Here is a 24,916-nt window from a genome sequence, read left to right on the forward strand (position 1 = left end):
GCTTATCTTGCGTCGGATTTTTTTATCCGCTAATGGATTTTAAACAAAAACAGTAGCATGAAATGCCTTTTCCTCTTAAGGCAGTATAAAACACTGCTTCAAACGTCAATTCAAGGCAGGATAAGGGTTAACACGCCGCTATAGTAGTCAGGCACTCAACGTTTTCCTTTTTCCCCTCCCATTAATAAAGAACAACAAATTCAGTTTAAATTCAATAAATTAACAAAGAATTTTGCGCTAAAGCACATTTCCAGACCAATAAGCTTGCCATTTGACCTGTATCAGCTTTCCCGATAAGTTGGAAATCCGCTGGAAGCTTTCTGGATGAGCAGCCTGCTCATCATATTTATGCAGTAATTGAGTTCCCCTCTTCACCGTATTAACTGATGCGAAAAGGACAAAAAAGGGGGCGAATGCGAGGTAAGCGTATGAAACGCAAACCCCGTCGCCATGCTCTTTCTGTGCCCGTGCGCAGCGGTTCGGTAGTGGGGTTCCCGCAGAGCCTGGGGGAGGTTCACGATATGTTGTACGATAAATCCCTTGAGAGGGATAACTGTGGTTTCGGCCTGATCGCCCACATAGAAGGCGAACCTAGCCACAAGGTAGTGCGTACTGCAATACACGCACTGGCCCGTATGCAGCACCGTGGCGCGATTCTCGCTGATGGTAAAACCGGTGACGGTTGCGGTCTGCTGTTACAAAAACCGGATCGCTTTTTTCGCATCGTTGCGCAGGAACGCGGCTGGCGTTTAGCGAAAAACTACGCCGTCGGGATGATCTTCCTGAATAAAGATCCTGAACTCGCCGCCGCCGCACGCCGCATCGTTGAAGAAGAGCTACAACGCGAAACCTTGTCGATTGTCGGCTGGCGTGATGTCCCTACCAACGAAGGTGTACTGGGTGAAATCGCCCTCTCCTCGCTGCCGCGCATTGAGCAAATTTTTGTGAACGCCCCGGCAGGCTGGCGTCCGCGCGATATGGAGCGCCGTCTGTTTATCGCCCGTCGCCGCATTGAAAAACGTCTCGAGGCCGATAAAGACTTCTACGTCTGTAGCCTGTCGAATCTGGTCAACATCTATAAAGGTCTGTGTATGCCGGCGGATTTGCCGCGCTTTTACCTGGATCTTGCTGATCTGCGTCTGGAATCAGCTATCTGCCTGTTCCATCAACGCTTCTCCACCAACACCGTGCCGCGCTGGCCGCTGGCGCAGCCGTTCCGCTATCTGGCGCACAACGGCGAAATCAACACTATCACCGGTAACCGTCAGTGGGCGCGCGCCCGTACTTATAAATTCCAGACGCCGCTGATCCCGGATTTGCACGACGCTGCACCCTTCGTCAACGAAACGGGTTCTGACTCCAGTTCAATGGATAACATGCTGGAACTGCTGCTGGCGGGCGGGATGGATATCATCCGCGCCATGCGTCTGTTAGTGCCACCCGCCTGGCAGAACAACCCGGATATGGATCCGGAACTGCGCGCGTTCTTCGATTTTAACTCCATGCATATGGAGCCGTGGGATGGCCCGGCGGGCATCGTGATGTCTGACGGTCGCTTCGCTGCCTGTAACCTCGACCGTAACGGTCTGCGTCCGGCGCGCTACGTCATCACCAAAGATAAACTCATCACCTGCGCCTCTGAAGTCGGCATCTGGGATTACCAACCTGACGAAGTAGTCGAAAAAGGCCGCGTCGGGCCAGGCGAACTGATGGTGATCGACACCCGCAGTGGGCGTATTCTGCACTCGGCAGAAACCGATGACGATCTGAAAAGCCGCCACCCTTATAAAGAGTGGATGGAGAAAAACGTCCGCCGACTGGTACCGTTTGAAGATCTGCCCGATGAAGAAGTGGGTAGCCGCGAACTGGACGACGACACGCTTGCCAGCTACCAGAAACAGTTTAACTACAGCGCGGAAGAGCTGGACTCCGTAATTCGCGTACTGGGCGAAAACGGTCAGGAAGCGGTCGGATCGATGGGCGATGATACCCCATTCGCCGTGCTCTCCAGTCAGCCGCGCATTATTTACGACTACTTCCGCCAGCAGTTTGCTCAGGTGACTAACCCGCCAATCGACCCGCTGCGTGAAGCGCATGTTATGTCGCTCGCCACCAGCATTGGTCGTGAAATGAACGTCTTCTGTGAAGCAGAGGGCCAGGCGCACCGTTTAAGCTTTAAATCGCCGATTCTGCTCTACTCCGATTTCAAACAGCTCACGACGATGAAAGAGGAGCACTACCGCGCAGATACGCTGGATATCACCTTTGACGTCACTAAAACCACGCTCGAAGCGACGGTCAAAGAGCTGTGCGACAAAGCCGAAAAAATGGTACGTAGCGGCACCGTGTTGCTGGTGCTCTCCGACCGGAATATCGCTAAAGATCGCCTGCCGGTTCCGGCTCCGATGGCGGTTGGCGCGATCCAGACCCGTCTGGTCGATCAAAGCCTGCGTTGCGACGCCAACATCATCGTCGAAACCGCCAGCGCCCGCGATCCGCACCACTTCGCCGTGTTACTAGGCTTCGGCGCGACGGCTATTTATCCGTACCTTGCCTATGAAACGCTGGGTCGCCTGGTTGACACCCACGCGATTGCCAAAAATTATCGTACCGTGATGCTCAACTACCGTAACGGCATCAACAAAGGCTTGTACAAAATCATGTCCAAAATGGGCATCTCCACCATCGCCTCTTACCGCTGCTCGAAACTGTTTGAGGCGGTCGGTCTGCACGATGACGTTGTGAGCCTGTGCTTCCAGGGCGTGGTTAGCCGCATTGGCGGAGCAGGCTTTGAAGACTTCCAGCAGGATCTGCTGAATCTCTCGAAACGTGCCTGGCTGGCGCGTAAACCCATCAGCCAGGGCGGCCTGCTGAAATATGTGCACGGCGGCGAATACCACGCCTACAACCCGGACGTAGTGCGCACGTTGCAACAGGCGGTACAGAGCGGCGAGTACAGCGACTATCAGGAATACGCGAAGCTGGTTAACGAGCGTCCTGCTACCACGCTGCGCGATCTGCTGGCGATTACTCCAGGTGATGAAGCGGTCAACATTGCTGATGTTGAACCGGCAAGCGAACTGTTTAAACGCTTCGATACCGCCGCAATGTCTATCGGCGCATTAAGCCCGGAAGCGCACGAGGCGCTGGCGGAAGCGATGAACAGCATTGGCGGCAATTCCAACTCCGGTGAAGGTGGTGAAGATCCGGCGCGCTATGGCACTAACAAAGTGTCGCGCATCAAGCAGGTGGCTTCCGGTCGCTTCGGTGTTACTCCGGCGTACCTGGTCAATGCCGACGTCATTCAGATTAAAGTCGCCCAGGGCGCGAAACCGGGTGAAGGCGGTCAGTTACCGGGCGATAAAGTCACTCCTTACATCGCCAAACTGCGCTATTCCGTGCCGGGCGTAACGTTGATCTCCCCGCCACCGCACCACGATATCTACTCTATCGAGGATTTAGCGCAGCTGATTTTCGACCTGAAACAGGTTAACCCGAAAGCGATGATCTCCGTGAAGCTGGTGTCTGAGCCGGGCGTAGGCACCATCGCGACTGGCGTGGCGAAAGCCTATGCGGACTTGATCACCATCGCAGGCTATGACGGCGGCACCGGCGCAAGTCCGCTTTCATCGGTGAAATACGCAGGCTGCCCGTGGGAGCTGGGGCTTGTTGAAACCCAACAGGCGCTGGTTGCCAACGGCTTGCGTCATAAGATCCGTTTGCAGGTTGATGGCGGCCTGAAAACCGGTGTCGATATCATCAAAGCAGCCATCCTCGGCGCGGAAAGTTTCGGTTTCGGCACTGGCCCAATGGTGGCGCTCGGCTGTAAATATCTGCGTATTTGCCATCTGAACAACTGCGCCACCGGCGTGGCAACTCAGGACGAAAAACTGCGTAAAAATCACTACCACGGCCTGCCGTTCAAGGTGACGAATTACTTTGAATTTATCGCCCGTGAAACCCGCGAGCTGATGGCACAGCTGGGCGTAACACGTCTGGTGGATCTGATTGGTCGCACCGACCTGCTGAAAGAGCTGGACGGTTTCACCGCTAAACAGCAAAAACTGGCGCTATCGAAGCTGCTGGAGACTGCCGAGCCTAAGGCTGGCAAGGCGCTCTACTGCACCGAAAACAACCCGCCGTTTGATAACGGCCTGCTGAATGCGCAGTTGCTGCAACAGGCGAAACCGTTTGTCGATGAGCGCCAGAGCAAAACCTTCTGGTTCGATATTCGTAACACCGACCGTTCTGTCGGCGCATCGCTTTCAGGTTATATCGCCCAGACGCACGGCGATCAGGGGCTGGCTGCCGATCCGATTAAAGCGTACTTCAACGGCACCGCAGGCCAGAGTTTCGGCGTGTGGAACGCGGGCGGCGTGGAGCTGTATCTGACGGGCGATGCCAACGACTATGTCGGTAAAGGCATGGCGGGCGGCTTAATCGCCATTCGTCCTCCGGTTGGCTCGGCCTTCCGCAGCCACGAGGCGAGCATTATCGGCAACACTTGCCTGTATGGCGCGACCGGCGGTCGTCTGTATGCCGCTGGCCGCGCGGGTGAACGTTTTGGCGTGCGTAACTCCGGTGCTATTACCGTGGTAGAAGGTATTGGCGACAACGGCTGTGAATATATGACGGGCGGTATCGTCTGTATTCTGGGTAAAACTGGCGTTAACTTCGGCGCGGGCATGACTGGCGGCTTCGCTTACGTTCTCGACGAAAGTGGTGATTTCCGCAAACGCGTTAACCCGGAACTGGTGGAGGTCTTAAGCGTGGACTCTCTGGCGATCCATGAAGAGCATCTGCGTGGTCTTATCACCGAGCATGTGCAGCATACTGGTTCCCAGCGTGGCGAAGAAATTCTGGCTAACTGGTCAACCTTCGCCACTAAATTCGCGCTGGTTAAACCGAAGTCCAGTGATGTAAAAGCACTGCTGGGTCACCGTAGTCGTAGCGCAGCAGAGTTGCGCGTGCAGGCGCAGTAAGGGGTAGCAACAATGAGTCAGAATGTTTATCAATTTATCGACCTGCAGCGCGTTGATCCGCCAAAGAAACCGCTGAAGATCCGCAAAATTGAGTTTGTTGAAATTTACGAGCCGTTTTCCGAAGGCCAGGCCAAAGCACAGGCTGATCGCTGCCTGTCATGCGGCAACCCATACTGCGAGTGGAAATGCCCGGTACACAACTACATCCCGAACTGGCTGAAGCTCGCCAACGAGGGACGTATTTTTGAAGCGGCAGAACTGTCGCATCAAACAAATACCCTGCCGGAAGTGTGCGGACGTGTCTGCCCGCAGGATCGTCTGTGCGAAGGTTCCTGTACCCTGAACGATGAATTCGGCGCAGTGACCATCGGTAATATTGAGCGTTATATCAATGATAAAGCGTTCGAAATGGGCTGGCGCCCGGATATGTCCGGCGTGAAGCAAACCGATAAAAAAGTGGCGATTATCGGCGCAGGTCCGGCGGGTCTGTCGTGTGCGGATGTCCTGACGCGCAACGGTGTCAAAGCTGTCGTCTTCGACCGTCACCCGGAAATCGGCGGCCTGCTGACTTTCGGCATTCCAGCCTTCAAGCTGGAAAAAGAGGTGATGACGCGCCGCCGTGAAATCTTCACCGGCATGGGTATTGAATTCAGGCTCAATACCGAAGTGGGCCGTGACGTACAGCTTGACGATCTACTGAAAGATTACGATGCCGTGTTCCTTGGCGTCGGGACTTATCAGTCAATGCGCGGCGGGCTGGAAAACGAAGACGCCGATGGTGTGTACGCGGCGCTGCCGTTCCTTATCGCCAACACCAAACAGTTGATGGGCTTTGGCGAAACCAGCAACGAACCTTTCGTCAGCATGGAAGGCAAGCGCGTGGTGGTGCTTGGCGGCGGCGATACCGCGATGGACTGTGTGCGGACTTCCGTGCGTCAGGGAGCAAAGCACGTTATCTGCGCCTATCGTCGTGATGAAGAGAACATGCCAGGTTCCCGTCGCGAAGTGAAAAACGCGCGGGAAGAAGGCGTTGAGTTCAAATTCAACGTCCAGCCGCTGGGTATTGAAGTGAATGGCAACGGTAAAGTCAGCGGCGTGAAAATGGTGCGCACCGAAATGGGCGAACCGGACGCTAAAGGCCGTCGCCGCGCGGAGATCGTGGCAGGGTCAGAACATATTGTTCCGGCAGATGCGGTGATCATGGCGTTTGGTTTCCGCCCACACAGCATGGAATGGCTGGCAGAACACAGCGTTGAGCTGGATTCGCAGGGTCGGATCATTGCCCCGGAAGGTAACGAAAACGCCTTTCAGACCAGTAACCCGAAAATCTTTGCCGGTGGTGACATCGTGCGTGGTTCGGATCTGGTGGTGACTGCCATCGCCGAAGGTCGTAAAGCGGCTGACGGGATCATGAACTGGCTGGAAGTTTAAGCGTGGTAACAATGAATTCGCCAGACATTGTCTGGCGAATTTATAAAACGAACTATCCAGATAATTTTAAGCCATTAACTCGGCCTTAACCTTCACTACCACCTTTTTAATCTCTCCTGGCTCGCTAACAACACATCCCGGTTTATGCGGTTCTCCTGGCATAAACACGGCGAACATTCCCGGTTTCAGGATGATAGCTTGCTCGTTCTCAATGGCGCTGCAAAGCTGGTAATCATCCTCATGGTGAAACTCTTCACACTGACGCGCAGTGCCTGCCATGCCAAAAAGAATCCGCTCCTCGCCGCTTAACAATAACTGGATATCAATATATTGCTCGTGCAATTCGGCTTTTTTCTCAACGGGCGATTGAGTGTTAAAAGTCATGACATTCATAAAGATATTGTCGCCCTGCAATTCGTAACGACCCGGCGCTTTTTCCTGCGGCCTGGCGGCTAATGCCAGCGTTAACGCGTCCAGTAGTGCTGGATGTAAACCGGCAGATGGTAACGACTGTACTTCACCCATCATCATAATTTTTCTCCCTGAGCCAGCAACGCAGCTCCAAGTAAACCTGCATCATGGCGGTAGTGCGCCGCCAGTAACTCAACATGAAATGCCGCTGGCTCCTGAGCCAGATACGTTTCCACCAGCGCCAGATACCCTTCCGCCAGCCCGACACTGCCGCCGAGCACCACACACTGGCAATCAGTTGTGGCTTTAACATCGGCAATCAGTCTTGCCAGCGCATGTGCGGAGCGATGAATCAGTTGCTGCGCCTGCTCGTCGCCCTGTCCGGCGCGCGTGAAAATGGTTTTCGCATCCGCGCCAGCCAGCTCACCCTGCGCTGCCGCTGCAATGCCGCGACCAGAAGCAATCGCTTCCACGCAACCTGTGCGTCCACAGCCACAGACAGGCCCCTGCGGATCGGCAAGCGTATGCCCGATGTGCCCCGCCAGACCACCTGGGCCGGTAAGCAGTTTGCCGCCGCTGACCACGCCGCCGCCAACACCGGTGGAAACGGTGATAAACACCATATCGGTTATATCGCCTTCCAGCGCCTGATACTCCGCCCACGCTGCGGCCTGCGCATCGTTAATGGCAATGGTCGGCAAGTCGGTAAGTTGTTCCAGCGTTTTGACTAACGGAAAGTGTAGCAATCCACCGAGATTATGCGGATTCAGCGCCAGCAGGCTGCCGTCGCGGATTATCCCGGTTGAAGCGATGGCAACCTGCTGCGCATGAGCTTGCAACGGGGAGACTAATGCGGATAAGGCATCACGCAAGGCTTCTGGTGTCTGGCTGGCTGGCGTAGGAAGTTCACGACGATCGCGGATCTGCCCGTCAGCGCCAATCAGCGCGGCGGCAAGTTTAGTACCGCCGATATCAATCGCCAGTGTGGTCATAGCACCGCCTTTTTCATCGCTGTGTTGTACCACTGACAAATGTGTTCAAGACGCGTAATGGCAGAACCGACCGTCACTGCCCATGCGCCGTGGCGCATCGCATCTGCCGCCTGCGCTGGCGTGTTGTATCGCCCTTCGGCAATCACCCGGCATCCGGCGTCGCTCAATGTTTTCACCAGCGCCAGATCGGGCTCTTCTGGCGTTTCAGGTGTGGTATAGCCAGAAAGCGTAGTACCAATAATTTCGGCTCCCAGCTTTTGGCAAGCCAGACCGTCTTCCGGCGTTGAGCAGTCGGTCATCGCCAGTAAACCGTGGTGGTGAATACGCGCAAGCAGCGTTTCAACAGGCACCGGACGCGGACGATCGGTGCCATCAATCGCGATAATATCCGCGCCAGCCTGCGCCAGTGCATCAACATCTTCAATATAGGCCGTGATACGTACCGGAGAATCCTCCAGATCGCGTTTCACAATCCCGATAATCGGCACGCTCACCACCGCACGCGTGGCTTTCAGGTTTGCCACACCCTCTATGCGAATAGCGACCGCACCCGCCTGCTCTGCCGCTAATGCCATGGCAGCAACGATTTCGGGTTTATCGAGCGGGCTGTCCGGAACCGGCTGGCAGGAGACAATCAAGCCACCATTGGTAGCGATTTTTTGATCCAGTTGTGCAAGTAACGACATACTTCTTCCCTTAGCGAAAGGCCCGGTGCAGAGACCGGGCTACAGGATTAACTTTTGGTTTTGACTAAATCGTTTTTGGCGCTGCCAAACGGCACGGCACCGCTAAATGGTTTGCCGTCGATAGCGTCATGAGTACGTAACGCTTCCGGGCGCAGCCAACGCTGAACGCGGGATGGCATATCCAGACCAATCAGCAAGATCACCACGAACGTCAGACTGAACGAGAGCGATCCCAGCGCAGTGCCCAGATCCAGACGTTGAGCGATCAACGCGCCGAGGATTGGAGCCAGTGCGCCGCCAAGTGCGCCGACGTTGTAGGTAAAGCCCAGCCCCGCCGCACGCTGGTCGGTATCGAAATAACCGCCGATCAGTTTCGGTAAGATCCCGGAGATGCCCTGACCAAGCATTTGCTGGAAGAACAGTAACAGACCGAGTACCCAGACGTTTGCGCCGCCAATCGCAAATACCGGAATAATCAGCAATTGTGAAGCTAACAGGCTATATACGTAGGCTTTGCGGGTTCCCAGCCAGTCACCGAGGAAGCCACCGACGCAGCAACCCACCGCCGCACCAAAACCACTAAAGAACAGCACATTGGCGACCGTATGAGGGTTATAAGCCAGCTCAGTTTTCAGATACGTCGGCAACAGCGCCTGAATCGGCCATGAATAGAGGAAAGCAAACAACACAACCACCATCAGCATCACACCGGTTGGCCAGCGTTTGCCCGTACTCTGTACCATAAAGCTGATAAAAATTGCGGCGCATAACAGCCCAAGAACAGCGACGATTGCGGCATTTTGCAGGTTGCCGGCGAAGCAGAACCACAGCGCAGTAGCTGCCGCCAGCGTCATCACGATATTGGCGATGCGATGTTCACCACGGTAAAGAATATCCACCATTGTACGTACCGGTGCTTTACCTCCGTGTTTCTCTTTCCAGTCTTCTGCTTCCGGGATGTTTTTCCGCAGCCAGAGAGCAAAGATGATCGGTAAGATGCCGATAAAGAACAGCGCACGCCAGCCCCAGATCGGAACCACCAGACTGTAAACCTGAGCAGCAACAACAGCACCTACAGAGAAGCCGGAAATCAGAAAACCACTGGCTTTGTTACGCAGGTGTTTTGGCCAGCTTTCAATCACATAGGTGGCGCTGGAACCGTATTCTCCTGCCATCCCCATGCCGATCACCAGACGAGCGATAAACATGGTGATGTAGCCTGGCGCGAATCCGCAAGCCAGCGTCCCGACCGAGAAGAGAACGATACTGGTGACCATTGCCAGACGACGCCCGTAACGATCCCCCATAGCCCCAAGCATCAGGCCGCCGAACCAGCGTGAGATAAAGGCTGCGGAGATCAGACTTGCCGCCTGCACCGTCGTCAGCCCAAATTCACCTTGTACTTCAGTGAGTACCAGGGCAATTAAAACGAAATCAAAACCATCAAGTAGATATCCCAACCAGGCAGCGGAAAATGCTCGCCATTGTGCGCGGTTGAGATGGCGATACCACGGGATATTCTGGGTTGTAGTACTCATTGTGAGTCTCCCGCGATGGGCGTTGCCCACACGCTTTGGTATGAAAGTTGTAGGGTACAGATGCGTTTATTTCCCCTCACCCGGTAGGGGCGAGTGAGGGGAAAAACTCACCCGCGCTCTTGCATCAACTGCTGAGCCAGCGCCTTCAGTTCTGGCAGATATTTTTCATCTACCGGACCAAACGGTTTGCGGCACAGCGGAACGGACACCACATCCATATAGTGCAGAACTGTTTTCAGGCCACGGAATACGCCAGTTTTAATCAGCAAATCAATGACTTTGTTGCACTCGGTTTGCAGTTTCTGCGCGGTCTGGATATCACCTTCTTTTAACGCCTTAACGATGCCCTGATAACGCCAGCCCATGATGTTGTAGGTACTACCGATACCACCATCAGCGCCCGCCAGCAGGCCGGAAGCAAAGATTTCGTCGTAACCGTTGTAGAGCACCAGATCCGGATGTTCACGACGGATCTGCTCCATCTGATAGAGATCACCAGAGGTCTGTTTCAGCGCGCCGACACCTGGCAACGTAACCAGAGTGTTGATCTGATCCAGGCTCAGTTTAACGCCGCTTAACGCCGGAATGTTGTACACCACCATCGGTAAACCATCCGCTGAATCAATGATTGCCCGGTAGTGATCGCAGTGTTCTTCAAAGCTGAAAGGATAGTAGAACGGCGTAACGGCAGAAACGGCATCGAAGCCATAACGTTTAGCGGATGCCGCAAGTTGTTGGCTTTCAGCAGTGCTGACGCAACCTACGTGAGCGATTAATTTAATCTTATCTTTCGCCTCTTCGGCGACGATTTCCAGTACCTGTTCACGCTCGGAAAGGCTCTGTACAAAGGCTTCGCCGGTTGAACCACCTACGTATAAGCCGTCGATGCCCTGCTGAATATTGAACTGAACCAGGCGGCGCAGACTCGCTTTATCCAGTGCTTGTTGTTGGTCAAAAGGAGTCAGGAGTGCGGCCATTACGCCACGTAAATTTGTTGCCATAGATACCTCTGAAGTGATGCTTGCCTGTTAGAAACGATATACCTTTATACCTGTTATACCAGATCAAATAAGCAACACATCATACAGAACGCTTATAATGCGATCTGCTTCACTAAAGTGGCATTATTTCTTTTTGTTGGTGGTCTGACCGAAGGCGTGCCAGGTGGCAGAAACGCTGTTGAGATGCGATTGCAATGCGCGATCGGCTTCATCGGGATCGTGACGACGGATCGCATCAACGATCGCAATATGCTGCTGATAACTAACGTTGTTATGCTCGTGCAGCGCCTGATCGGCGACTGTCGGACGGGCGGCGATCAGCCAGTCGAGCAGAGCAACGTGGATCGCCATAAAGATCGGGTTCCCAGGGATCTCTGCCAGCACACGGTGGAAATCAACGTCTGAACGAATAAACGCGGCGTTGTTATCCAGCGACTGACTGTTGATTTCCAGAGCTTTTGCCAGCAAATCAATTTGCTCATCGGTGGCATGTTCAGCCGCATAGCGCACCAGGCTGGACTCAAAGAACAGGCGTAACTGTTCGAAATGGGCTATCCCGCCAGGATGGGAAAGAAAATCTTTTGCCATGCCGGAAAGCTCGCCGATGATGGTGTCCGCAGAAGGACGCGAGACACGAGCGCGTTCACCATTATTAATTTGTACCAGACCTTTGCGCTTTAACGCCGCCAACGCCTCACGTACCGAAGGACGTCCAACGTTAAAGAACGCCATAAGTTCGCGTTCAGACGGCAGTTGCTCACCTTCGCCAAATTCACGACGGCGGATCATCTGCTCCAGCTCTTCCTCCACCATTTCGGAGAGTTTTTTGCGCGCCAGTGGACGACGACGCAAGTTACGACCGATAGTAGCCGGAGAATCTTCTGCTTGCGGATCAAATGCGTTCATAGAGCTCTTTCTGGGAAAATACGTTGACGGATAATAGCGAAGTTATCGTAACACAGTATTAAAATCAGGCGAAAAGAAGGTAGATAGCAAAACAGGCCACATGGGCCTGTTTATCATTTATTTCACAACCCGCAATGCCGGGCGTCCACCGCGTGGAGGCTGTGGCGGTTCATCGTCAGGATGATGGTCATCATCGTGATCGGGCTTATCGCCGTCAATGACCGACATAACGGTTTCATTATCTGCCGACGCTTCATCATCATTCATGATACTGGCATCTTCGTCGTAGGCAGCTTCAGGCTCGAACATCGTTCCTGCGCCATTTTCGCGGGCGTAGATAGCCAGCACGGCAGCCAGCGGCACTGAAACCTGACGCGGAATGCCACCAAAGCGCGCGTTAAAACGCACTTCATCATTCGCCAGTTCCAGATTGCCAACCGCACGCGGCGCAATGTTGAGTACGATTTGCCCGTCACGCGCATATTCCATAGGAACCTGCACGCCAGGGAGCGTCACATCCACCACCAGGTGCGGCGTGAGCTGGTTATCCAGCAACCACTCATAGAATGCACGCAGCAGATAGGGACGACGTGGTGTTAGCTGTGACAAATCCATACAGATTAACTCCGGCCCAGACGCATTTCACGTTCTGCTTCAGTTAAAGAAGCAAGGAAAGAGTCACGCTCAAAGACGCGGGTCATATAGCCTTTCAGCTCTTTCGCACCCGGGCCGCTAAACTCGATGCCCAGTTGCGGCAGACGCCACAGCAATGGAGCAAGGTAGCAATCAACCAGGCTGAACTCATCGCTCAGGAAGTACGGCTTCTGACCGAAGACCGGCGCAATCGCCAGCAGTTCTTCGCGCAGTTGCTTACGTGCGGCATCGGCTTCAGAGGCTGAACCGTTGATGATGGTGTTCATCAGCGTGTACCAGTCTTTTTCGATACGGTGCATGTACAGACGGCTTTCACCGCGAGCTACCGGGTAAACAGGCATCAGTGGCGGATGCGGGAAACGCTCATCCAGATATTCCATAATGATGCGAGATTCCCACAGGGTCAGCTCACGATCCACCAGGGTCGGAACGCTCTGATTCGGGTTGAGGTCAATCAGATCCTGAGGCGGATTGTCCTTTTCCACGTGTTCGATCTCGAAACTTACACCTTTCTCAGCCAGCACAATGCGGACCTGATGGCTATAGATGTCAGTAGGACCGGAAAACAGCGTCATTACCGAACGTTTGTTGGCAGCGACAGCCATGAAAACCTCCAGGTATAGTCAGAATTTTTACTGCTACCAGCCACCAGGTGGCCAGTCAGAAGTTATGTTACCCAGTAAGGAACGACTCTCTTTGTTCGAAAATCAAACAAAAAATGAGCAATACCCGACATTTGGGCAGAAAATTGGATGATAGTTTACCAGATTTTGCGACCTTTGTGGTAAGTCGATACCGGAAATGGGGAAAAAGAGATGCGCTTTAGTCTGAAATGGTTGACTTAATCCCTTATCGGCGATGTTGTTTTTGCTTTACCTGCCTGTCAGACGGTAGCAAAAAGCATCTTTCCATTCTTACGCTGATTCAGATTTTAGCCATAAAAAAACCCGCCGAAGCGGGTTTTTTCGCAAATTGTATTCTGCCAGAGCAGAAAGCAATTAACGTTTGGAGAACTGCGGACGACGACGTGCTTTACGCAGACCGACTTTCTTACGTTCAACCTGACGAGCGTCACGAGTAACGAAGCCAGCTTTACGCAGTTCAGAACGCAGGGACTCGTCGTACTCCATCAGAGCGCGGGTGATACCGTGACGGATCGCACCAGCCTGACCAGAGATACCACCACCTTTAACGGTGATGTACAGATCCAGTTTCTCAACCATGTCGACCAGTTCCAGCGGCTGACGAACTACCATGCGGGCAGTTTCACGACCGAAGTACTGTTCCAGAGAACGTTGGTTGATAACGATTTTACCGTTGCCCGGTTTGATGAAAACGCGAGCTGCGGAACTTTTGCGGCGACCAGTGCCGTAGTATTGATTTTCAGCCATTGCCTATAATCCCGATTAGATGTCAAGAACTTGCGGTTGCTGTGCCGCGTGGTTGTGCTCGTTACCCGCGTAAACTTTCAGTTTACGGAACATAGCACGACCCAGCGGGCCTTTTGGCAACATGCCTTTAACCGCGATTTCAATCACACGCTCAGGACGGCGAGCAATCATCTCTTCAAAGGTCGCTTGTTTGATACCACCGATGTGACCGGTGTGATGATAGTACACTTTGTCAGTACGCTTGTTGCCGGTTACAGCAACTTTGTCAGCGTTCAGAACGATGATGTAATCACCAGTATCTACGTGCGGAGTGTATTCCGCTTTATGCTTACCGCGCAGGCGCAGAGCCAGTTCGGAAGCCAGACGGCCCAGAGTTTTACCGGTCGCGTCAACAACATACCAGTCGCGTTTTACGGTTTCTGGTTTAGCTGTAAAAGTTTTCATTAAAAGCTTACCCAATAAATAGTTACACGTTGGTGAACACCCAAACGTCTTCAATTGTTGAGGTTCACACGACAAAGTCCGGCAAACCTACCCCTTCGAATAGCCTATGCCAGCACACAAAAAGTTTTGGGAAAAAAACTTTCTTGTAACGTGGGGTCGCAAGATTATAGAGAAGTCGGGGTCAAAGATCGACCCCTTTTTGTGATTTGTGACAGGTTTTAACCCGCCAAATGCTCGCGCTTCAAATACTCTTCGCTTTGCATCTCTTGCAGACGTGACAGGCAACGCTGGAACTCAAACTTCAGCCGCTCGCCCTGATAAATTTCATACAAAGGTACTTCCGCGCTCACCACTAGCTTGACATGGCGCTCGTAAAATTCATCCACCAGCGCAATGAAACGCCGCGCTTCACTCTCCATCAACCGCGTCATGACAGGCACATCAAACAACATCACCGTGTGAAACAGACGTGAGAGCGCAATATAGTCATGCTGGCTGCGGGCATCGACGCACAGCGTGGTAAATGACACCGCCAGCGTCTGGTTTTCTACGCCCATTGTCGCCAGCGGTCGATGATTGATTTCCAGCGTAGGGGCTTGTTCTCGTTTTGCACCTGCCAGCGCCAGCCACAGCTTATCCATCTGCTCACGCGTTTCATCATTAAGCGGCGACAGCCACAGATGCGCCTGAGTAAGGGTACGCAGTCGATAATCAACACCGGCGTCCACGTTCATTACATCACAATGCTGTTTAATGGCATCGATTGCAGGCAGAAAACGCGCACGTTGCAGGCCATTTCGATAAAGCTCATCCGGCGGAATATTTGACGTTGCTACCAGCGTTATGCCGCGAGCAAACAATGCTTTCATCAGGCCACCCAGCAGCATGGCATCGGTAATATCAGAAACAAAAAATTCATCAAAACAGAGCACGTCAGTTTCGGCTTTGAAACGATCGGCAATAATTTCCAGCGGATCGCTCTGCCCTTGCAATGCGGTTAATTCTTCATGCACCCGCAGCATAAAACGGTGAAAATGCAGCCGCTGTTTTCGCTCTCCCGGCAAACTTTGATAGAAAAGATCCATCAGCCAGGTTTTCCCGCGCCCTACACCGCCCCACATATATAAGCCACGCACCGGCGCGTTGCTTGCATCTTCGCGCTTCCCCCACAGTTTCCCGACCCGTGCCATTAGCCCGCTAGCCCTGGGGACTGGCGGCGTGCTGTTGATTAATTCCTGATAGATAATCTCCAGCCGACTGACGGCCTCTTTTTGTACGTCGTCGGATTGATGGCTACCTTCATTGAGCGCCTTCAGGTATTGCGATGTCGGGGTAACGCTTTGCATGATGTTCTTGTTATTCCTTGAATAATCGGTGTGCCGTTGTTCACGGTTGACGAAAAAAAGGCCGTTCTACACTACGCGATATGCAGTCGGGATTCCACTTCTGTGGAATTAACGGTTATAGTGGCATAATCAGCCGCAGGCATGGAGCCTGAAGCCAACACCCTACGGAAACAAAAGACAACGGGAGATGTTCATGACCTGGGAATATGCGCTAATTGGGTTAGTCGTCGGCATCATTATTGGTGCTGTGGCCATGCGTTTTGGTAATCGTAAACTGCGCCAGCAACAGGCGTTGCAGTACGAACTTGAAAAAAATAAAGCTGAACTGGACGAGTATCGCGAAGAGCTGGTTAACCACTTTGCCCGCAGCGCGGAATTACTGGATACCATGGCGCACGACTATCGCCAGCTGTATCAACACATGGCGAAAAGCTCCAGCAGCCTGCTGCCGGAACTGTCTGCTGAAGCCAACCCGTTCCGCAATCGTCTGGCAGAATCTGAAGCCAGCAACGATCAGGCTCCGGTGCAAATGCCGCGTGACTATTCTGAAGGCGCATCCGGCCTGTTACGTACCGGCGCGAAGCGCGACTAATTTATTTTTCGGGCGCAGCCATTGCGCCCTCCTCTTCTCTTCTTCCCCCGACTATCATTTAATCTGGTGTCTCATTGTTTGCCATCTGAAAATTCAATAACATCAAACTGTTTTGAATCTCTTTTTCTTATCATTCAGGTACGAGAGCAGGAATAATGAAAAAGCAAACCCAGCTGTTGAGTGCATTAGCGTTAAGTGTCGGGTTAACTCTCTCGGCGCCGTTTCAGGCCATCGCATCGATTCCCGGCCAGGTTGCCGGTCAAGCGCCTCTGCCCAGTCTGGCGCCGATGCTGGAAAAAGTGCTTCCCGCAGTGGTCAGTGTTCGAGTCGAAGGAACCGCCAGCCAGGAGCAGAAAATTCCGGAAGAATTCAAAAAGTTTTTTGGTGATGATTTACCGGATCAGCCTGCGCAACCTTTCGAAGGTTTAGGTTCCGGCGTCATAATCAATGCCAATAAAGGTTATGTGCTGACCAACAATCACGTCATTAATCAGGCACAGAAAATCAGTATTCAGCTCAATGACGGGCGTGAGTTTGATGCAAAGCTGATTGGCGGTGATGACCAGAGCGATATCGCCCTGTTGCAAATTCAGAATCCAGGCAAATTAACGCAAATTGCCATTGCCGACTCCGATAAACTGCGCGTCGGTGATTTTGCCGTCGCTGTCGGCAACCCGTTTGGTCTTGGGCAAACCGCCACCTCCGGGATTGTTTCCGCATTAGGCCGCAGTGGGTTAAATCTCGAAGGTCTGGAAAACTTTATTCAGACCGATGCCTCTATTAACCGTGGTAACTCTGGCGGTGCGCTGTTAAACCTTAACGGTGAATTAATTGGCATCAACACTGCAATCCTTGCCCCGGGCGGCGGTAGCGTAGGAATTGGTTTTGCCATTCCGAGTAATATGGCGCGAACCCTGGCGCAGCAACTTATTGATTTTGGTGAAATCAAACGCGGCCTGTTAGGCATTAAAGGCACCGAAATGAGTGCCGATATCGCCAAAGCATTTAATTTTGACGTTCAGCGCGGCGCGTTTGTCAGCGAAGTGCTGCCAGGTTCTGGCTCGGCGAAAGCAGGCGTGAAAGCTGGCGATATTATTACCAGTCTCAACGGTAAACCACTCAATAGCTTTGCTGAGTTGCGTTCTCGTATCGCGACCACCGAGCCGGGCACGAAAGTGAAACTTGGCCTGCTGCGTAACGGCAAACCACTGGAAGTAGAAGTGACACTCGATACCAGCACCTCATCTTCAGCCAGTGCCGAGATGATCACACCTGCGCTGGAAGGCGCGACGTTGAGCGATGGTCAGCTAAAAGATGGCGGCAAAGGTATTAAGATCGATGAGGTTGTCAAAGGAAGCCCCGCCGCTCAGGCTGGCTTGCAAAAAGACGATGTGATCATTGGCGTCAACCGCGATCGGGTGAATTCGATCGCTGAAATGCGCAAAGTGCTGGCGACAAAACCGTCCATCATCGCCCTGCAGATCGTACGTGGCAATGAGAGCATTTACCTGCTAATGCGTTAATGTCGTAAACCGGGCATCAGGCTGACGTGTGATGTCCGGTTAACTCGTGGTATGCTGCTGCCGTTCCCTTTTTTAATGACGCCTCCATCATGTTTGTGAAGCTCTTACGTTCCGTTGCGATTGGATTAATTGTCGGCGCTATTCTGCTGGTTGCCATGCCTTCGCTGCGCAGCATTAACCCGCTTTCCACACCGCAATTCGACAGTACCGATGAGACGCCTGCCAGCTATAATCTGGCGGTTCGCCGCGCCGCGCCAGCGGTAGTCAACGTTTATAACCGTGGTTTGAACACCTCCTCACAAAACCAGCTTGAGATCCGTACACTGGGATCTGGCGTGATCATGGATCAACGCGGTTATATCATCACCAATAAACACGTGATCAACGACGCCGATCAGATCATCGTCGCCTTACAGGATGGTCGTGTTTTTGAAGCATTACTGGTGGGATCTGACTCTCTAACCGATCTGGCGGTGCTTAAAATTAATGCCACTGGCGGTTTACCCACTATTCCAATCAATTCACGACGCGTACCGCACATTGGCGATGTGGTGCTGGCGATCGGTAACCCATACAACCTCGGGCAGACCATTACCCAAGGCATTATCAGTGCCACGGGTCGAATCGGCCTGAACCCGACCGGGCGGCAAAACTTCCTGCAAACCGATGCTTCCATTAACCATGGTAACTCTGGTGGCGCGCTGGTTAACTCGCTAGGTGAGCTTATGGGCATTAACACGCTGTCGTTTGATAAGAGTAACGATGGCGAAACGCCGGAAGGTATCGGCTTTGCGATTCCTTTCCAGTTAGCAACCAAAATTATGGATAAGCTGATCCGCGATGGTCGCGTGATCCGTGGCTACATTGGCATTGGTGGACGAGAGATCGCACCTTTGCACGCGCAGGGCGGCGGCATCGATCAACTGCAAGGGATCGTGGTTAATGAAGTGTCACCTGACGGCCCGGCGGCGAATGCGGGTATTCAGGTCAACGATTTGATTATTTCAGTGGATAACAAACCGGCCATCTCTGCTCTGGAGACGATGGATCAGGTGGCGGAAATCCGACCAGGCTCGGTGATCCCGGTTGTAGTGATGCGTGATGATAAACAGTTAACGTTGCAGGTCACCATTCAGGAATATCCGGCGACCAATTAAGGCCAGCGTGAAAGACAAAAAACCGGAGACGTTGCTCCGGTTTTTTTTATTATCCGCTAATCAATTACTTATTAACGAACTCTTCGCCCAGGGCGATATCTTTCTTCAGCGTATCCAGCATACCTTCCAGCGCGTTCTGTTCAAATGCGCTCAGGGTGCCGATAGATTTACGCTCTTCCACACCATTTTTACCCAGCAGCAGCGGTTGAGAGAAGAAACGTGCGTACTGACCGTCGCCTTCAACGTAGGCACATTCTACAACGCCTTGTTCACCCTGCAGTGCGCGAACCAGAGACAGACCAAAACGTGCAGCTGCCTGACCCATAGACAAGGTTGCAGACCCGCCACCGGCTTTCGCTTCAACCACTTCAGTACCCGCGTTCTGGATACGTTTGGTCAAATCAGCCACTTCTTGTTCGGTGAAGCTGACGCCAGGAACCTGTGACAGCAGCGGCAGAATGGTAACACCAGAGTGACCGCCAATAACCGGCACTTCAACTTCGCCCGGCTGTTTGCCTTTCAGTTCCGCAACAAAGGTGTTGGAACGAATGATATCCAGCGTGGTAACGCCGAACAGTTTGTTTTTGTCATAAACACCGGCTTTTTTCAGCACTTCTGCAGCGATAGCCACAGTGGTGTTCACTGGGTTAGTGATAATACCAATGCACGCTTTCGGGCAGGTTTTCGCAACTTGCTGTACCAGGTTTTTCACGATACCGGCGTTAACGTTAAACAGGTCGGAACGATCCATACCCGGTTTACGCGCAACACCTGCAGAAATAAGAACGACATCTGCGCCTTCCAGAGCAGGGGTCGCATCTTCACCAGAAAAACCTTTGATTTTCACAGCAGTAGGGATATGGCTCAGGTCGACGGCCACACCGGGAGTGACTGGAGCGATATCATACAGGGAGAGTTCTGAACCTGAAGGCAGTTGGGTTTTTAACAGTAGTGCAAGCGCCTGGCCGATACCACCAGCAGCGCCGAGGACTGCGACTTTCATCCTAAACTCCTTATTATATTGATAAACTAAGATATGTTGCTCCGCTGCCGCGACCTTAATCCACAAATTCCCTGTTTACAATGACCACTTCTCAAGAATGTGTAGTCACGCAAATTTGGCGTTTATGCATTTAATTGACGTAATCAGGGAGCTAACTTACGTAATTAACAGTCGCTTATGCGTTAGAGCAACATTCCAACAGGTGGTGACAATATACCCTACCGTTCAGCCAAAACAACATCATTTTGATAACAATTAATTTACTTTTAAGCGAAATTTACATGCCGTGACGCAGGCATGTTTCTCAATAACGAAATTTGATAAAATCCCGCTCTTTCATAACATTATTTCAGCCTTCTCCAGGGCAGACTGTTTGCATAAAAATTCATCTGTATGCACAATAATGTTGTATCAACCACCATATTGGGTGACTTATGCGAAGCTCGGCTAAGCAAGAAGAATTAGTTAAAGCGTTTAAAGCGTTACTTAAAGAAGAGAAATTTAGCTCCCAGGGCGAAATCGTCGCCGCATTGCAGGAGCAAGGCTTTGACAATATTAACCAGTCTAAAGTCTCGCGGATGTTAACCAAGTTTGGGGCTGTACGAACCCGCAATGCCAAGATGGAAATGGTTTACTGCCTGCCAGCTGAACTGGGCGTACCAACCACCTCCAGTCCGCTGAAAAATCTGGTGCTGGATATCGACTACAACGATGCTGTTGTGGTGATTCATACCAGCCCTGGCGCGGCACAATTAATTGCGCGTCTGCTGGACTCTCTGGGCAAAGCAGAAGGTATTCTTGGCACTATTGCCGGTGATGACACCATCTTTACCACCCCTGCCAAAGGTTTTACCGTCAAAGACCTGTACGAAGCGATTTTAGAGCTGTTCGACCAGGAGCTTTAATCTCTACCCCGCCGCTTCTGGCGGCGGGAAAAATGCTGCGTTCTCCTCTCATCTCCCTGCTTTCCCCTGCCATCTACTTAACGAATAGTGCGCTTTGCTGCGACAAAACATTCACATCTTGAATGCATAGGGTAATAATCGCACATTATGCAAAACACTATATCGTATTGAAATTAATGATATTTATCATGGTGCGCTATGTTTTTAATTCCACTTTGTTATAAAAATTAATATTTTTAACACTTTAAACCCAACACAAACGGTTAGCGTGGTATTAATTAGCCAGATAATTAGTGTATACTTGATTTTGTGATATGGGTCACGAAACAAAGACCCAGTTAAAAGATTATGTCGAGGTAAAAATCATGAAAATCAAAACCACTGTTGCTGCATTAAGCGTACTTTCTGTTCTCTCTTTCGGTGCGTTCGCTGCCGATTCCATTAATGCTGCACAAGCGCAAAACCGTGAAGCTATCGGTACAGTATCCGTCAGTGGGGTGGCGTCTTCACCGATGGATATGCGTGAAATGCTGAATAAAAAAGCGGAAGAAAAAGGCGCAACGGCCTACCAGATTACTGAAGCTCGTAGCGGTGACACCTGGCACGCTACGGCTGAACTGTACAAATAAACCCTCATCGTCTTGTCCGACGATATTGCCCCCGGTTCGGGGGCTTTTTTTGCGCTAATGACGAACATTAAAACGCAAATGCCCTTCCAGCTCTTCCTCTGCCTCATCAAACAGCAATATTAACGCGCCAAAACGGCGACGCGTTTTCTCTCCCAGATGAACAAATTCGATCTCCAGCGGTAGCGGCAGGACATCGTTCATTAACACATCCCATAAAGAGTCGAGATCGCGTACCTTATCTTTCGCCAGGCCAAAGGTTTGGCTAAAGTCGCGATAAAAATCCTCCTGACTCTCAATCTCATCAAAATCAAAGGTATAGATATTCATCTGTTGCCACCGTCACGTTTCGCGGCGAGTTCTGCCGTTCATCGCTAAGTATAGACATGAAAAAACCGACGCTTTTGGCGTCGGTTTTAACTTAACTATCGGTCAGCGCATGTTGATACTTATGGAGCATACCAGTAAGCCGATGCACCGGTTCCGTCACCTGCGGTGGCGCTTGCCAGATGCGTAGCTTTTCCTGATAGATTTCCAGTTCTTCCAGCAACTGCCCAAAGTACCGACGACGTTTATCATCGCTACGGGCAGATATCACATGGTCTGCTGTGCGACGCATTTGTCGGTGAAACGCCGATAAATCCTCGTTAACCGGGATCGGCGCATCACGCAGGCGCTGGTGTGCGATAATCATCGTCAGCGCCAGGCGAAATTTCGGCAAATCTCCGGGAAATTTATTCATCAGCAAAAACAACTGCTGATAAAGTGCCGGAAGATGGTTCTCTTTACGTCGCGCGACATTGGTGGTCATCGCGGAAACGGCAGCAGAAACAAATTGATTAAGCAATACGCGTCCGGTTCTGTCGCGCGATTTATCCCGCACCAGCAAAATAACGATGAACGCGAGCACACAGCCGACGATTTGCCCTAATGCGCTGTCGAGAAACTGGCTGAAATGGAACGTCATCGGGTTATCCAGCACGATAATATTGATGGTGCTGGCCAGCGCCCCCATTGAGCCTAGTCGCCGTTTCTGTACCTCAATGCCGAGGAAGAATCCCAGCACTGCAAGGCTAATACACAGCAGCAACATACTCTGTTGGGTATTAGGGATAATCACCAAAAAGTAGAGCAGCCCTAACGGCAGCGCCGCCAGCGTCCCGTAGATAAAGTCGATCGCCACCATACGTGGATTCGGCAAACGCATTGCCAGTGACGTCACTACCGCAATCATCACCATTGCGCCACTGCCGGAAGTCCACCCCGTCCACAGCCAGAAAAGCGTGCCCAGAATGCAGGAAAGTGTGGTTCGCCAGAAGTTTACCATCGCATGATGACGTTCGGCTGACTCTACTTTTACTTCCGGCTCGCCTTGCAGGATCTCTTCTTCGGTCGTGTTGATTTTTGTGTTACTGATAACGCCGCGTTTGAGCAATTGATAACGCGTTGCTGCCGCGACCCAGCTATAAATGGTGACAGGTGTTTCACGTTCCCCGGTCCAGGCAAGAACTCTCCGCAGGCGTTTTAACTGCTTGTGAACGTCCTGCGCGGTTTCTACCGGCGTGTCAAAAAATTCGCGGAAAGTATCAGTGATCAATTCCGGGCGCGAATTCTGAATCAAATAGGTTTCGCAGGACTGGGTAATCAGTGTCAGCGATAGCGTATTGATCGCTTTTAAACGTCGATTAGCTCGCGCCCAGCGGGAAGATTCCATATTCAGGTTGCTGCGCATACCTTGTAGCGCCGTGGTGCGTCGAACCAGGTCGCCCCAGGCTTTATCGACAACTTCACCATCGCCATGCTTGATACAGAGTTGCATTAATTGATATTGCGCGACCAGCAAACTTTCCAGCTCTCGATCCACTTCTTGTTTGATCGATCGTGGAGAAAAGAGCAGATCCGCCATAATCGCACACACAATACCAATAACGATCTCACTACAACGCTCGACGGCAAACTGCGGCGTAAGCAGCGGTTCCGGCTGAATAGTGATCACAATGATCAGCGCGGTATAACCAGCCAGTCCCCACGCATAGGAGTTTTCTATTCGTACCAGTGAAGAAATCCAGGTACAAAAACCAGCCCAGATACAGCACACCAGAATCATCAGCAAGGGGGCGCGGATCATCGCAATAATGATCACCAGCCCGGCAATACAACCAATAAATGTGCCGATGATACGTAAAAAGCCACGATAGCGAATAGCGCCAGAATACGGTTCGCCACCGGCAGCAAAGGCCGGACCGGCGGCAACAATCGCCGCTGTCAGTACCGCCCAACGTGGCGTTTCCAGCTGAAAGTGAAAGCCAACAAACAGCGCCAGCACAATGGCGGTCGCCAGTTTTACCGCGAAGCGAATATGTTGGTTAGCAATGGAGAAAATACCCATCGTGATTAACCAAACTCACGCAGGCGATGAGCCATTTTACGGAAGAACGAATCCTGGCTTTCGTCACGATCCTGTTTGCCAGTGACCACCACCGTAGCGGTGGTGCCCGCAGGCCAGATGTTCTCTTGCTGGTTGTCGAGACGAATACGTACCGGAACACGTTGCGCCAGACGCACCCACTCCAGGTTAGAGTCGATAGTCGCCATTCCTTTGTCATCGCGCGTACTGCTGGCGTTGGTGACCCCGGCAGCGACGCTATCAACCGTACCTTTCAGAACTTTGTTGCTGCCAAGCGGCGTGATCTCTGCACGATACCCAGGGCGTACGCCTTCCAGCTTGGTTTCTTCCATATAGGCCAGCACATAGAAGGAGTTCTGTTTCACCAGCGCAACCGCCGTTGAGCCACGGGTAATAAACTCACCGGTATAGACGTTGAGATTGGTCACCCAACCATCTGCTGGCGCGCGGATCACCGTGCGTTCAAGATCCAGTTTTGCCAGATCGCGGGTCGCCTGCGCTTTCGCTAATTGATGCAGAACCGTTTGTAGTACGTTGTTGGCCTGGTCTATCTCTTCGCGGGACATCGCCTGTATGCCGAGACGGTTACGACGTCCGGCCTCCTGGCGTTTTTCCTGTGCCAGCACCTGATAATAAGCAACATCGGCTTGCGCTTCCTCGAGCGCCTTTTGATAGCGCGGCTGGTCGATGGTGAACAGTACCTGTCCTTTTTTCACCAGCTGGTTATCATGAACATTCACCTGAGTAATGAGTCCGGATACGTCCGGCGCGATCGCAACGACGTCGGCGCTAAAGCGTGCGTCACGCGTCCACGGGGATTCGGTGTAATAGACCCAGGCATTAAAAATTGCGATGAAGGCCAGAATGACTAATACGACCGTGATGGCCGTACGGGAGAATTTTCTTATTAGTGTTTTCACT

General features: G+C 52.2%; 22 protein-coding genes. 7 read left to right on the plus strand and 15 right to left on the minus strand.

The window, feature by feature from the left end; all coding sequences use genetic code 11:
• The first annotated feature begins 521 nt into the window (after positions 1–521).
• Both gltB and gltD read left to right on the plus strand, forming a co-directional pair.
• Positions 522–4,982 (plus strand): glutamate synthase large subunit, encoded by a 4,461-nt coding sequence (gene gltB / locus BEG40_RS11715; RefSeq protein WP_032159938.1) that lies wholly within the window; start codon positions 522–524, stop codon positions 4,980–4,982.
• Positions 4,983–4,994: 12 nt separating this feature from the next.
• On the plus strand, positions 4,995–6,413 hold the full coding sequence (gene gltD, locus BEG40_RS11720) for a glutamate synthase subunit GltD (RefSeq protein WP_105285448.1): 1,419 nt from the start codon (positions 4,995–4,997) through the stop codon (positions 6,411–6,413).
• A 66-nt stretch (positions 6,414–6,479) separates the two neighbouring features.
• Here the strand turns inward: gltD and nanQ are convergent, their stop codons facing one another.
• The 11 genes from nanQ to zapE all read right to left on the minus strand — a co-directional run bounded on the left by nanQ (position 6,480) and on the right by zapE (position 15,782).
• Positions 6,480–6,944, minus strand: coding sequence for an N-acetylneuraminate anomerase (gene nanQ, locus BEG40_RS11725; protein ID WP_016159484.1), 465 nt, complete (start codon positions 6,942–6,944; stop codon positions 6,480–6,482).
• Entirely contained in the window at positions 6,941–7,816 is an 876-nt protein-coding gene (nanK, locus tag BEG40_RS11730; RefSeq protein ID WP_105285449.1) for an N-acetylmannosamine kinase, read from the minus strand. Before nanK ends, nanQ begins: the two co-directional genes overlap by 4 nt.
• Positions 7,813–8,502 (minus strand): N-acetylmannosamine-6-phosphate 2-epimerase, encoded by a 690-nt coding sequence (locus BEG40_RS11735; protein ID WP_000054240.1) that lies wholly within the window; start codon positions 8,500–8,502, stop codon positions 7,813–7,815. Before BEG40_RS11735 ends, nanK begins: the two co-directional genes overlap by 4 nt.
• A gap of 47 nt (positions 8,503–8,549) precedes the next feature.
• Positions 8,550–10,040, minus strand: coding sequence for a sialic acid transporter NanT (gene nanT, locus BEG40_RS11740; RefSeq protein WP_000108484.1), 1,491 nt, complete (start codon positions 10,038–10,040; stop codon positions 8,550–8,552).
• A 107-nt stretch (positions 10,041–10,147) separates the two neighbouring features.
• On the minus strand, positions 10,148–11,041 hold the full coding sequence (gene nanA, locus BEG40_RS11745; protein ID WP_097481631.1) for an N-acetylneuraminate lyase: 894 nt from the start codon (positions 11,039–11,041) through the stop codon (positions 10,148–10,150).
• A gap of 123 nt (positions 11,042–11,164) precedes the next feature.
• A complete protein-coding gene (gene nanR, locus BEG40_RS11750; protein ID WP_000990910.1) occupies positions 11,165–11,947 on the minus strand; it encodes a transcriptional regulator NanR in 783 nt (260 codons plus the stop codon).
• A gap of 117 nt (positions 11,948–12,064) precedes the next feature.
• Entirely contained in the window at positions 12,065–12,562 is a 498-nt protein-coding gene (gene sspB / locus BEG40_RS11755; RefSeq protein ID WP_000366123.1) for a ClpXP protease specificity-enhancing factor, read from the minus strand.
• Between the two features lie 5 nt (positions 12,563–12,567).
• A complete protein-coding gene (gene sspA / locus BEG40_RS11760; protein WP_000257293.1) occupies positions 12,568–13,206 on the minus strand; it encodes a stringent starvation protein SspA in 639 nt (212 codons plus the stop codon).
• A 393-nt stretch (positions 13,207–13,599) separates the two neighbouring features.
• On the minus strand, positions 13,600–13,992 hold the full coding sequence (rpsI, locus tag BEG40_RS11770; RefSeq protein ID WP_000829818.1) for a 30S ribosomal protein S9: 393 nt from the start codon (positions 13,990–13,992) through the stop codon (positions 13,600–13,602).
• A 15-nt stretch (positions 13,993–14,007) separates the two neighbouring features.
• Positions 14,008–14,436: a 50S ribosomal protein L13 gene (gene rplM / locus BEG40_RS11775; RefSeq protein ID WP_001517180.1), complete on the minus strand. Its 429-nt coding sequence runs from the start codon at positions 14,434–14,436 to the stop codon at positions 14,008–14,010.
• Positions 14,437–14,654: 218 nt separating this feature from the next.
• Positions 14,655–15,782, minus strand: a complete 1,128-nt coding sequence (gene zapE, locus BEG40_RS11780) for a cell division protein ZapE (RefSeq protein WP_001192364.1) — start codon at positions 15,780–15,782, stop codon at positions 14,655–14,657.
• Between the two features lie 193 nt (positions 15,783–15,975).
• On the opposite strand from zapE, the gene zapG reads away from it, so the two are divergent.
• From zapG to degS, 3 genes are all read left to right on the plus strand, one after another.
• Positions 15,976–16,374, plus strand: a complete 399-nt coding sequence (gene zapG / locus BEG40_RS11785) for a Z-ring associated protein ZapG (protein ID WP_010345273.1) — start codon at positions 15,976–15,978, stop codon at positions 16,372–16,374.
• A gap of 155 nt (positions 16,375–16,529) precedes the next feature.
• The gene (gene degQ, locus BEG40_RS11790; protein WP_105285450.1) at positions 16,530–17,897 is read left to right on the plus strand and encodes a serine endoprotease DegQ; all 1,368 of its coding nucleotides are present in this window, start codon (positions 16,530–16,532) and stop codon (positions 17,895–17,897) included.
• Between the two features lie 89 nt (positions 17,898–17,986).
• A complete protein-coding gene (gene degS, locus BEG40_RS11795; protein WP_105285451.1) occupies positions 17,987–19,054 on the plus strand; it encodes an outer membrane-stress sensor serine endopeptidase DegS in 1,068 nt (355 codons plus the stop codon).
• Positions 19,055–19,118: 64 nt separating this feature from the next.
• On the opposite strand, the gene mdh is transcribed toward degS, so the two are convergent.
• Positions 19,119–20,057 carry a malate dehydrogenase gene (gene mdh, locus BEG40_RS11800; RefSeq protein ID WP_001295272.1) on the minus strand — a complete coding sequence of 313 codons (939 nt, stop codon included), beginning with the start codon at positions 20,055–20,057 and terminating at the stop codon, positions 19,119–19,121.
• Positions 20,058–20,491: 434 nt separating this feature from the next.
• Here mdh and argR point away from each other — a divergent pair, with 434 nt between their 5' ends.
• Both argR and yhcN read left to right on the plus strand, forming a co-directional pair.
• Positions 20,492–20,962 carry a transcriptional regulator ArgR gene (gene argR / locus BEG40_RS11805; RefSeq protein WP_001257843.1) on the plus strand — a complete coding sequence of 157 codons (471 nt, stop codon included), beginning with the start codon at positions 20,492–20,494 and terminating at the stop codon, positions 20,960–20,962.
• 365 nt (positions 20,963–21,327) lie between these two features.
• The gene (gene yhcN / locus BEG40_RS11810; RefSeq protein WP_016159490.1) at positions 21,328–21,591 is read left to right on the plus strand and encodes a peroxide/acid stress response protein YhcN; all 264 of its coding nucleotides are present in this window, start codon (positions 21,328–21,330) and stop codon (positions 21,589–21,591) included.
• Positions 21,592–21,645: 54 nt separating this feature from the next.
• Here the strand turns inward: yhcN and BEG40_RS11815 are convergent, their stop codons facing one another.
• From BEG40_RS11815 to aaeA, 3 genes are all read right to left on the minus strand, one after another.
• A complete protein-coding gene (locus BEG40_RS11815) occupies positions 21,646–21,918 on the minus strand; it encodes a barstar family protein (protein ID WP_001029013.1) in 273 nt (90 codons plus the stop codon).
• Between the two features lie 91 nt (positions 21,919–22,009).
• Positions 22,010–23,977: a p-hydroxybenzoic acid efflux pump subunit AaeB gene (gene aaeB, locus BEG40_RS11820; RefSeq protein WP_105285452.1), complete on the minus strand. Its 1,968-nt coding sequence runs from the start codon at positions 23,975–23,977 to the stop codon at positions 22,010–22,012.
• A 5-nt stretch (positions 23,978–23,982) separates the two neighbouring features.
• A complete protein-coding gene (gene aaeA / locus BEG40_RS11825) occupies positions 23,983–24,915 on the minus strand; it encodes a p-hydroxybenzoic acid efflux pump subunit AaeA (protein ID WP_000854026.1) in 933 nt (310 codons plus the stop codon).
• Position 24,916: the final 1 nt, after the last annotated feature.

This window comes from Escherichia sp. MOD1-EC5495, assembly GCF_002965965.1.
Classification (GTDB): domain Bacteria; phylum Pseudomonadota; class Gammaproteobacteria; order Enterobacterales; family Enterobacteriaceae; genus Escherichia; species Escherichia ruysiae.

Bases quoted from the DNA above. Each gene is read 5' to 3' on its own strand.
- gltB (WP_032159938.1), top strand. From the start codon at position 522: ATGTTGTACGATAAATCCCTTGAGAGGGATAACTGTGGTTTCGGCCTG.
- yhcN (WP_016159490.1), top strand. From the start codon at position 21,328: ATGAAAATCAAAACCACTGTTGCTGCATTAAGCGTACTTTCTGTTCTC.
- nanT (WP_000108484.1), bottom strand. From the start codon at position 10,040: ATGAGTACTACAACCCAGAATATCCCGTGGTATCGCCATCTCAACCGC.
- BEG40_RS11735 (WP_000054240.1), bottom strand. From the start codon at position 8,502: ATGTCGTTACTTGCACAACTGGATCAAAAAATCGCTACCAATGGTGGC.
- rplM (WP_001517180.1), bottom strand. From the start codon at position 14,436: ATGAAAACTTTTACAGCTAAACCAGAAACCGTAAAACGCGACTGGTAT.
- nanR (WP_000990910.1), bottom strand. From the start codon at position 11,947: ATGAACGCATTTGATCCGCAAGCAGAAGATTCTCCGGCTACTATCGGT.
- sspA (WP_000257293.1), bottom strand. From the start codon at position 13,206: ATGGCTGTCGCTGCCAACAAACGTTCGGTAATGACGCTGTTTTCCGGT.
- zapE (WP_001192364.1), bottom strand. From the start codon at position 15,782: ATGCAAAGCGTTACCCCGACATCGCAATACCTGAAGGCGCTCAATGAA.
- nanA (WP_097481631.1), bottom strand. From the start codon at position 11,041: ATGGCAACAAATTTACGTGGCGTAATGGCCGCACTCCTGACTCCTTTT.
- sspB (WP_000366123.1), bottom strand. From the start codon at position 12,562: ATGGATTTGTCACAGCTAACACCACGTCGTCCCTATCTGCTGCGTGCA.
- nanQ (WP_016159484.1), bottom strand. From the start codon at position 6,944: ATGATGATGGGTGAAGTACAGTCGTTACCATCTGCCGGTTTACATCCA.
- BEG40_RS11815 (WP_001029013.1), bottom strand. From the start codon at position 21,918: ATGAATATCTATACCTTTGATTTTGATGAGATTGAGAGTCAGGAGGAT.
- degS (WP_105285451.1), top strand. From the start codon at position 17,987: ATGTTTGTGAAGCTCTTACGTTCCGTTGCGATTGGATTAATTGTCGGC.
- degQ (WP_105285450.1), top strand. From the start codon at position 16,530: ATGAAAAAGCAAACCCAGCTGTTGAGTGCATTAGCGTTAAGTGTCGGG.
- rpsI (WP_000829818.1), bottom strand. From the start codon at position 13,992: ATGGCTGAAAATCAATACTACGGCACTGGTCGCCGCAAAAGTTCCGCA.
- argR (WP_001257843.1), top strand. From the start codon at position 20,492: ATGCGAAGCTCGGCTAAGCAAGAAGAATTAGTTAAAGCGTTTAAAGCG.
- gltD (WP_105285448.1), top strand. From the start codon at position 4,995: ATGAGTCAGAATGTTTATCAATTTATCGACCTGCAGCGCGTTGATCCG.
- mdh (WP_001295272.1), bottom strand. From the start codon at position 20,057: ATGAAAGTCGCAGTCCTCGGCGCTGCTGGTGGTATCGGCCAGGCGCTT.
- aaeB (WP_105285452.1), bottom strand. From the start codon at position 23,977: ATGGGTATTTTCTCCATTGCTAACCAACATATTCGCTTCGCGGTAAAA.
- nanK (WP_105285449.1), bottom strand. From the start codon at position 7,816: ATGACCACACTGGCGATTGATATCGGCGGTACTAAACTTGCCGCCGCG.
- zapG (WP_010345273.1), top strand. From the start codon at position 15,976: ATGACCTGGGAATATGCGCTAATTGGGTTAGTCGTCGGCATCATTATT.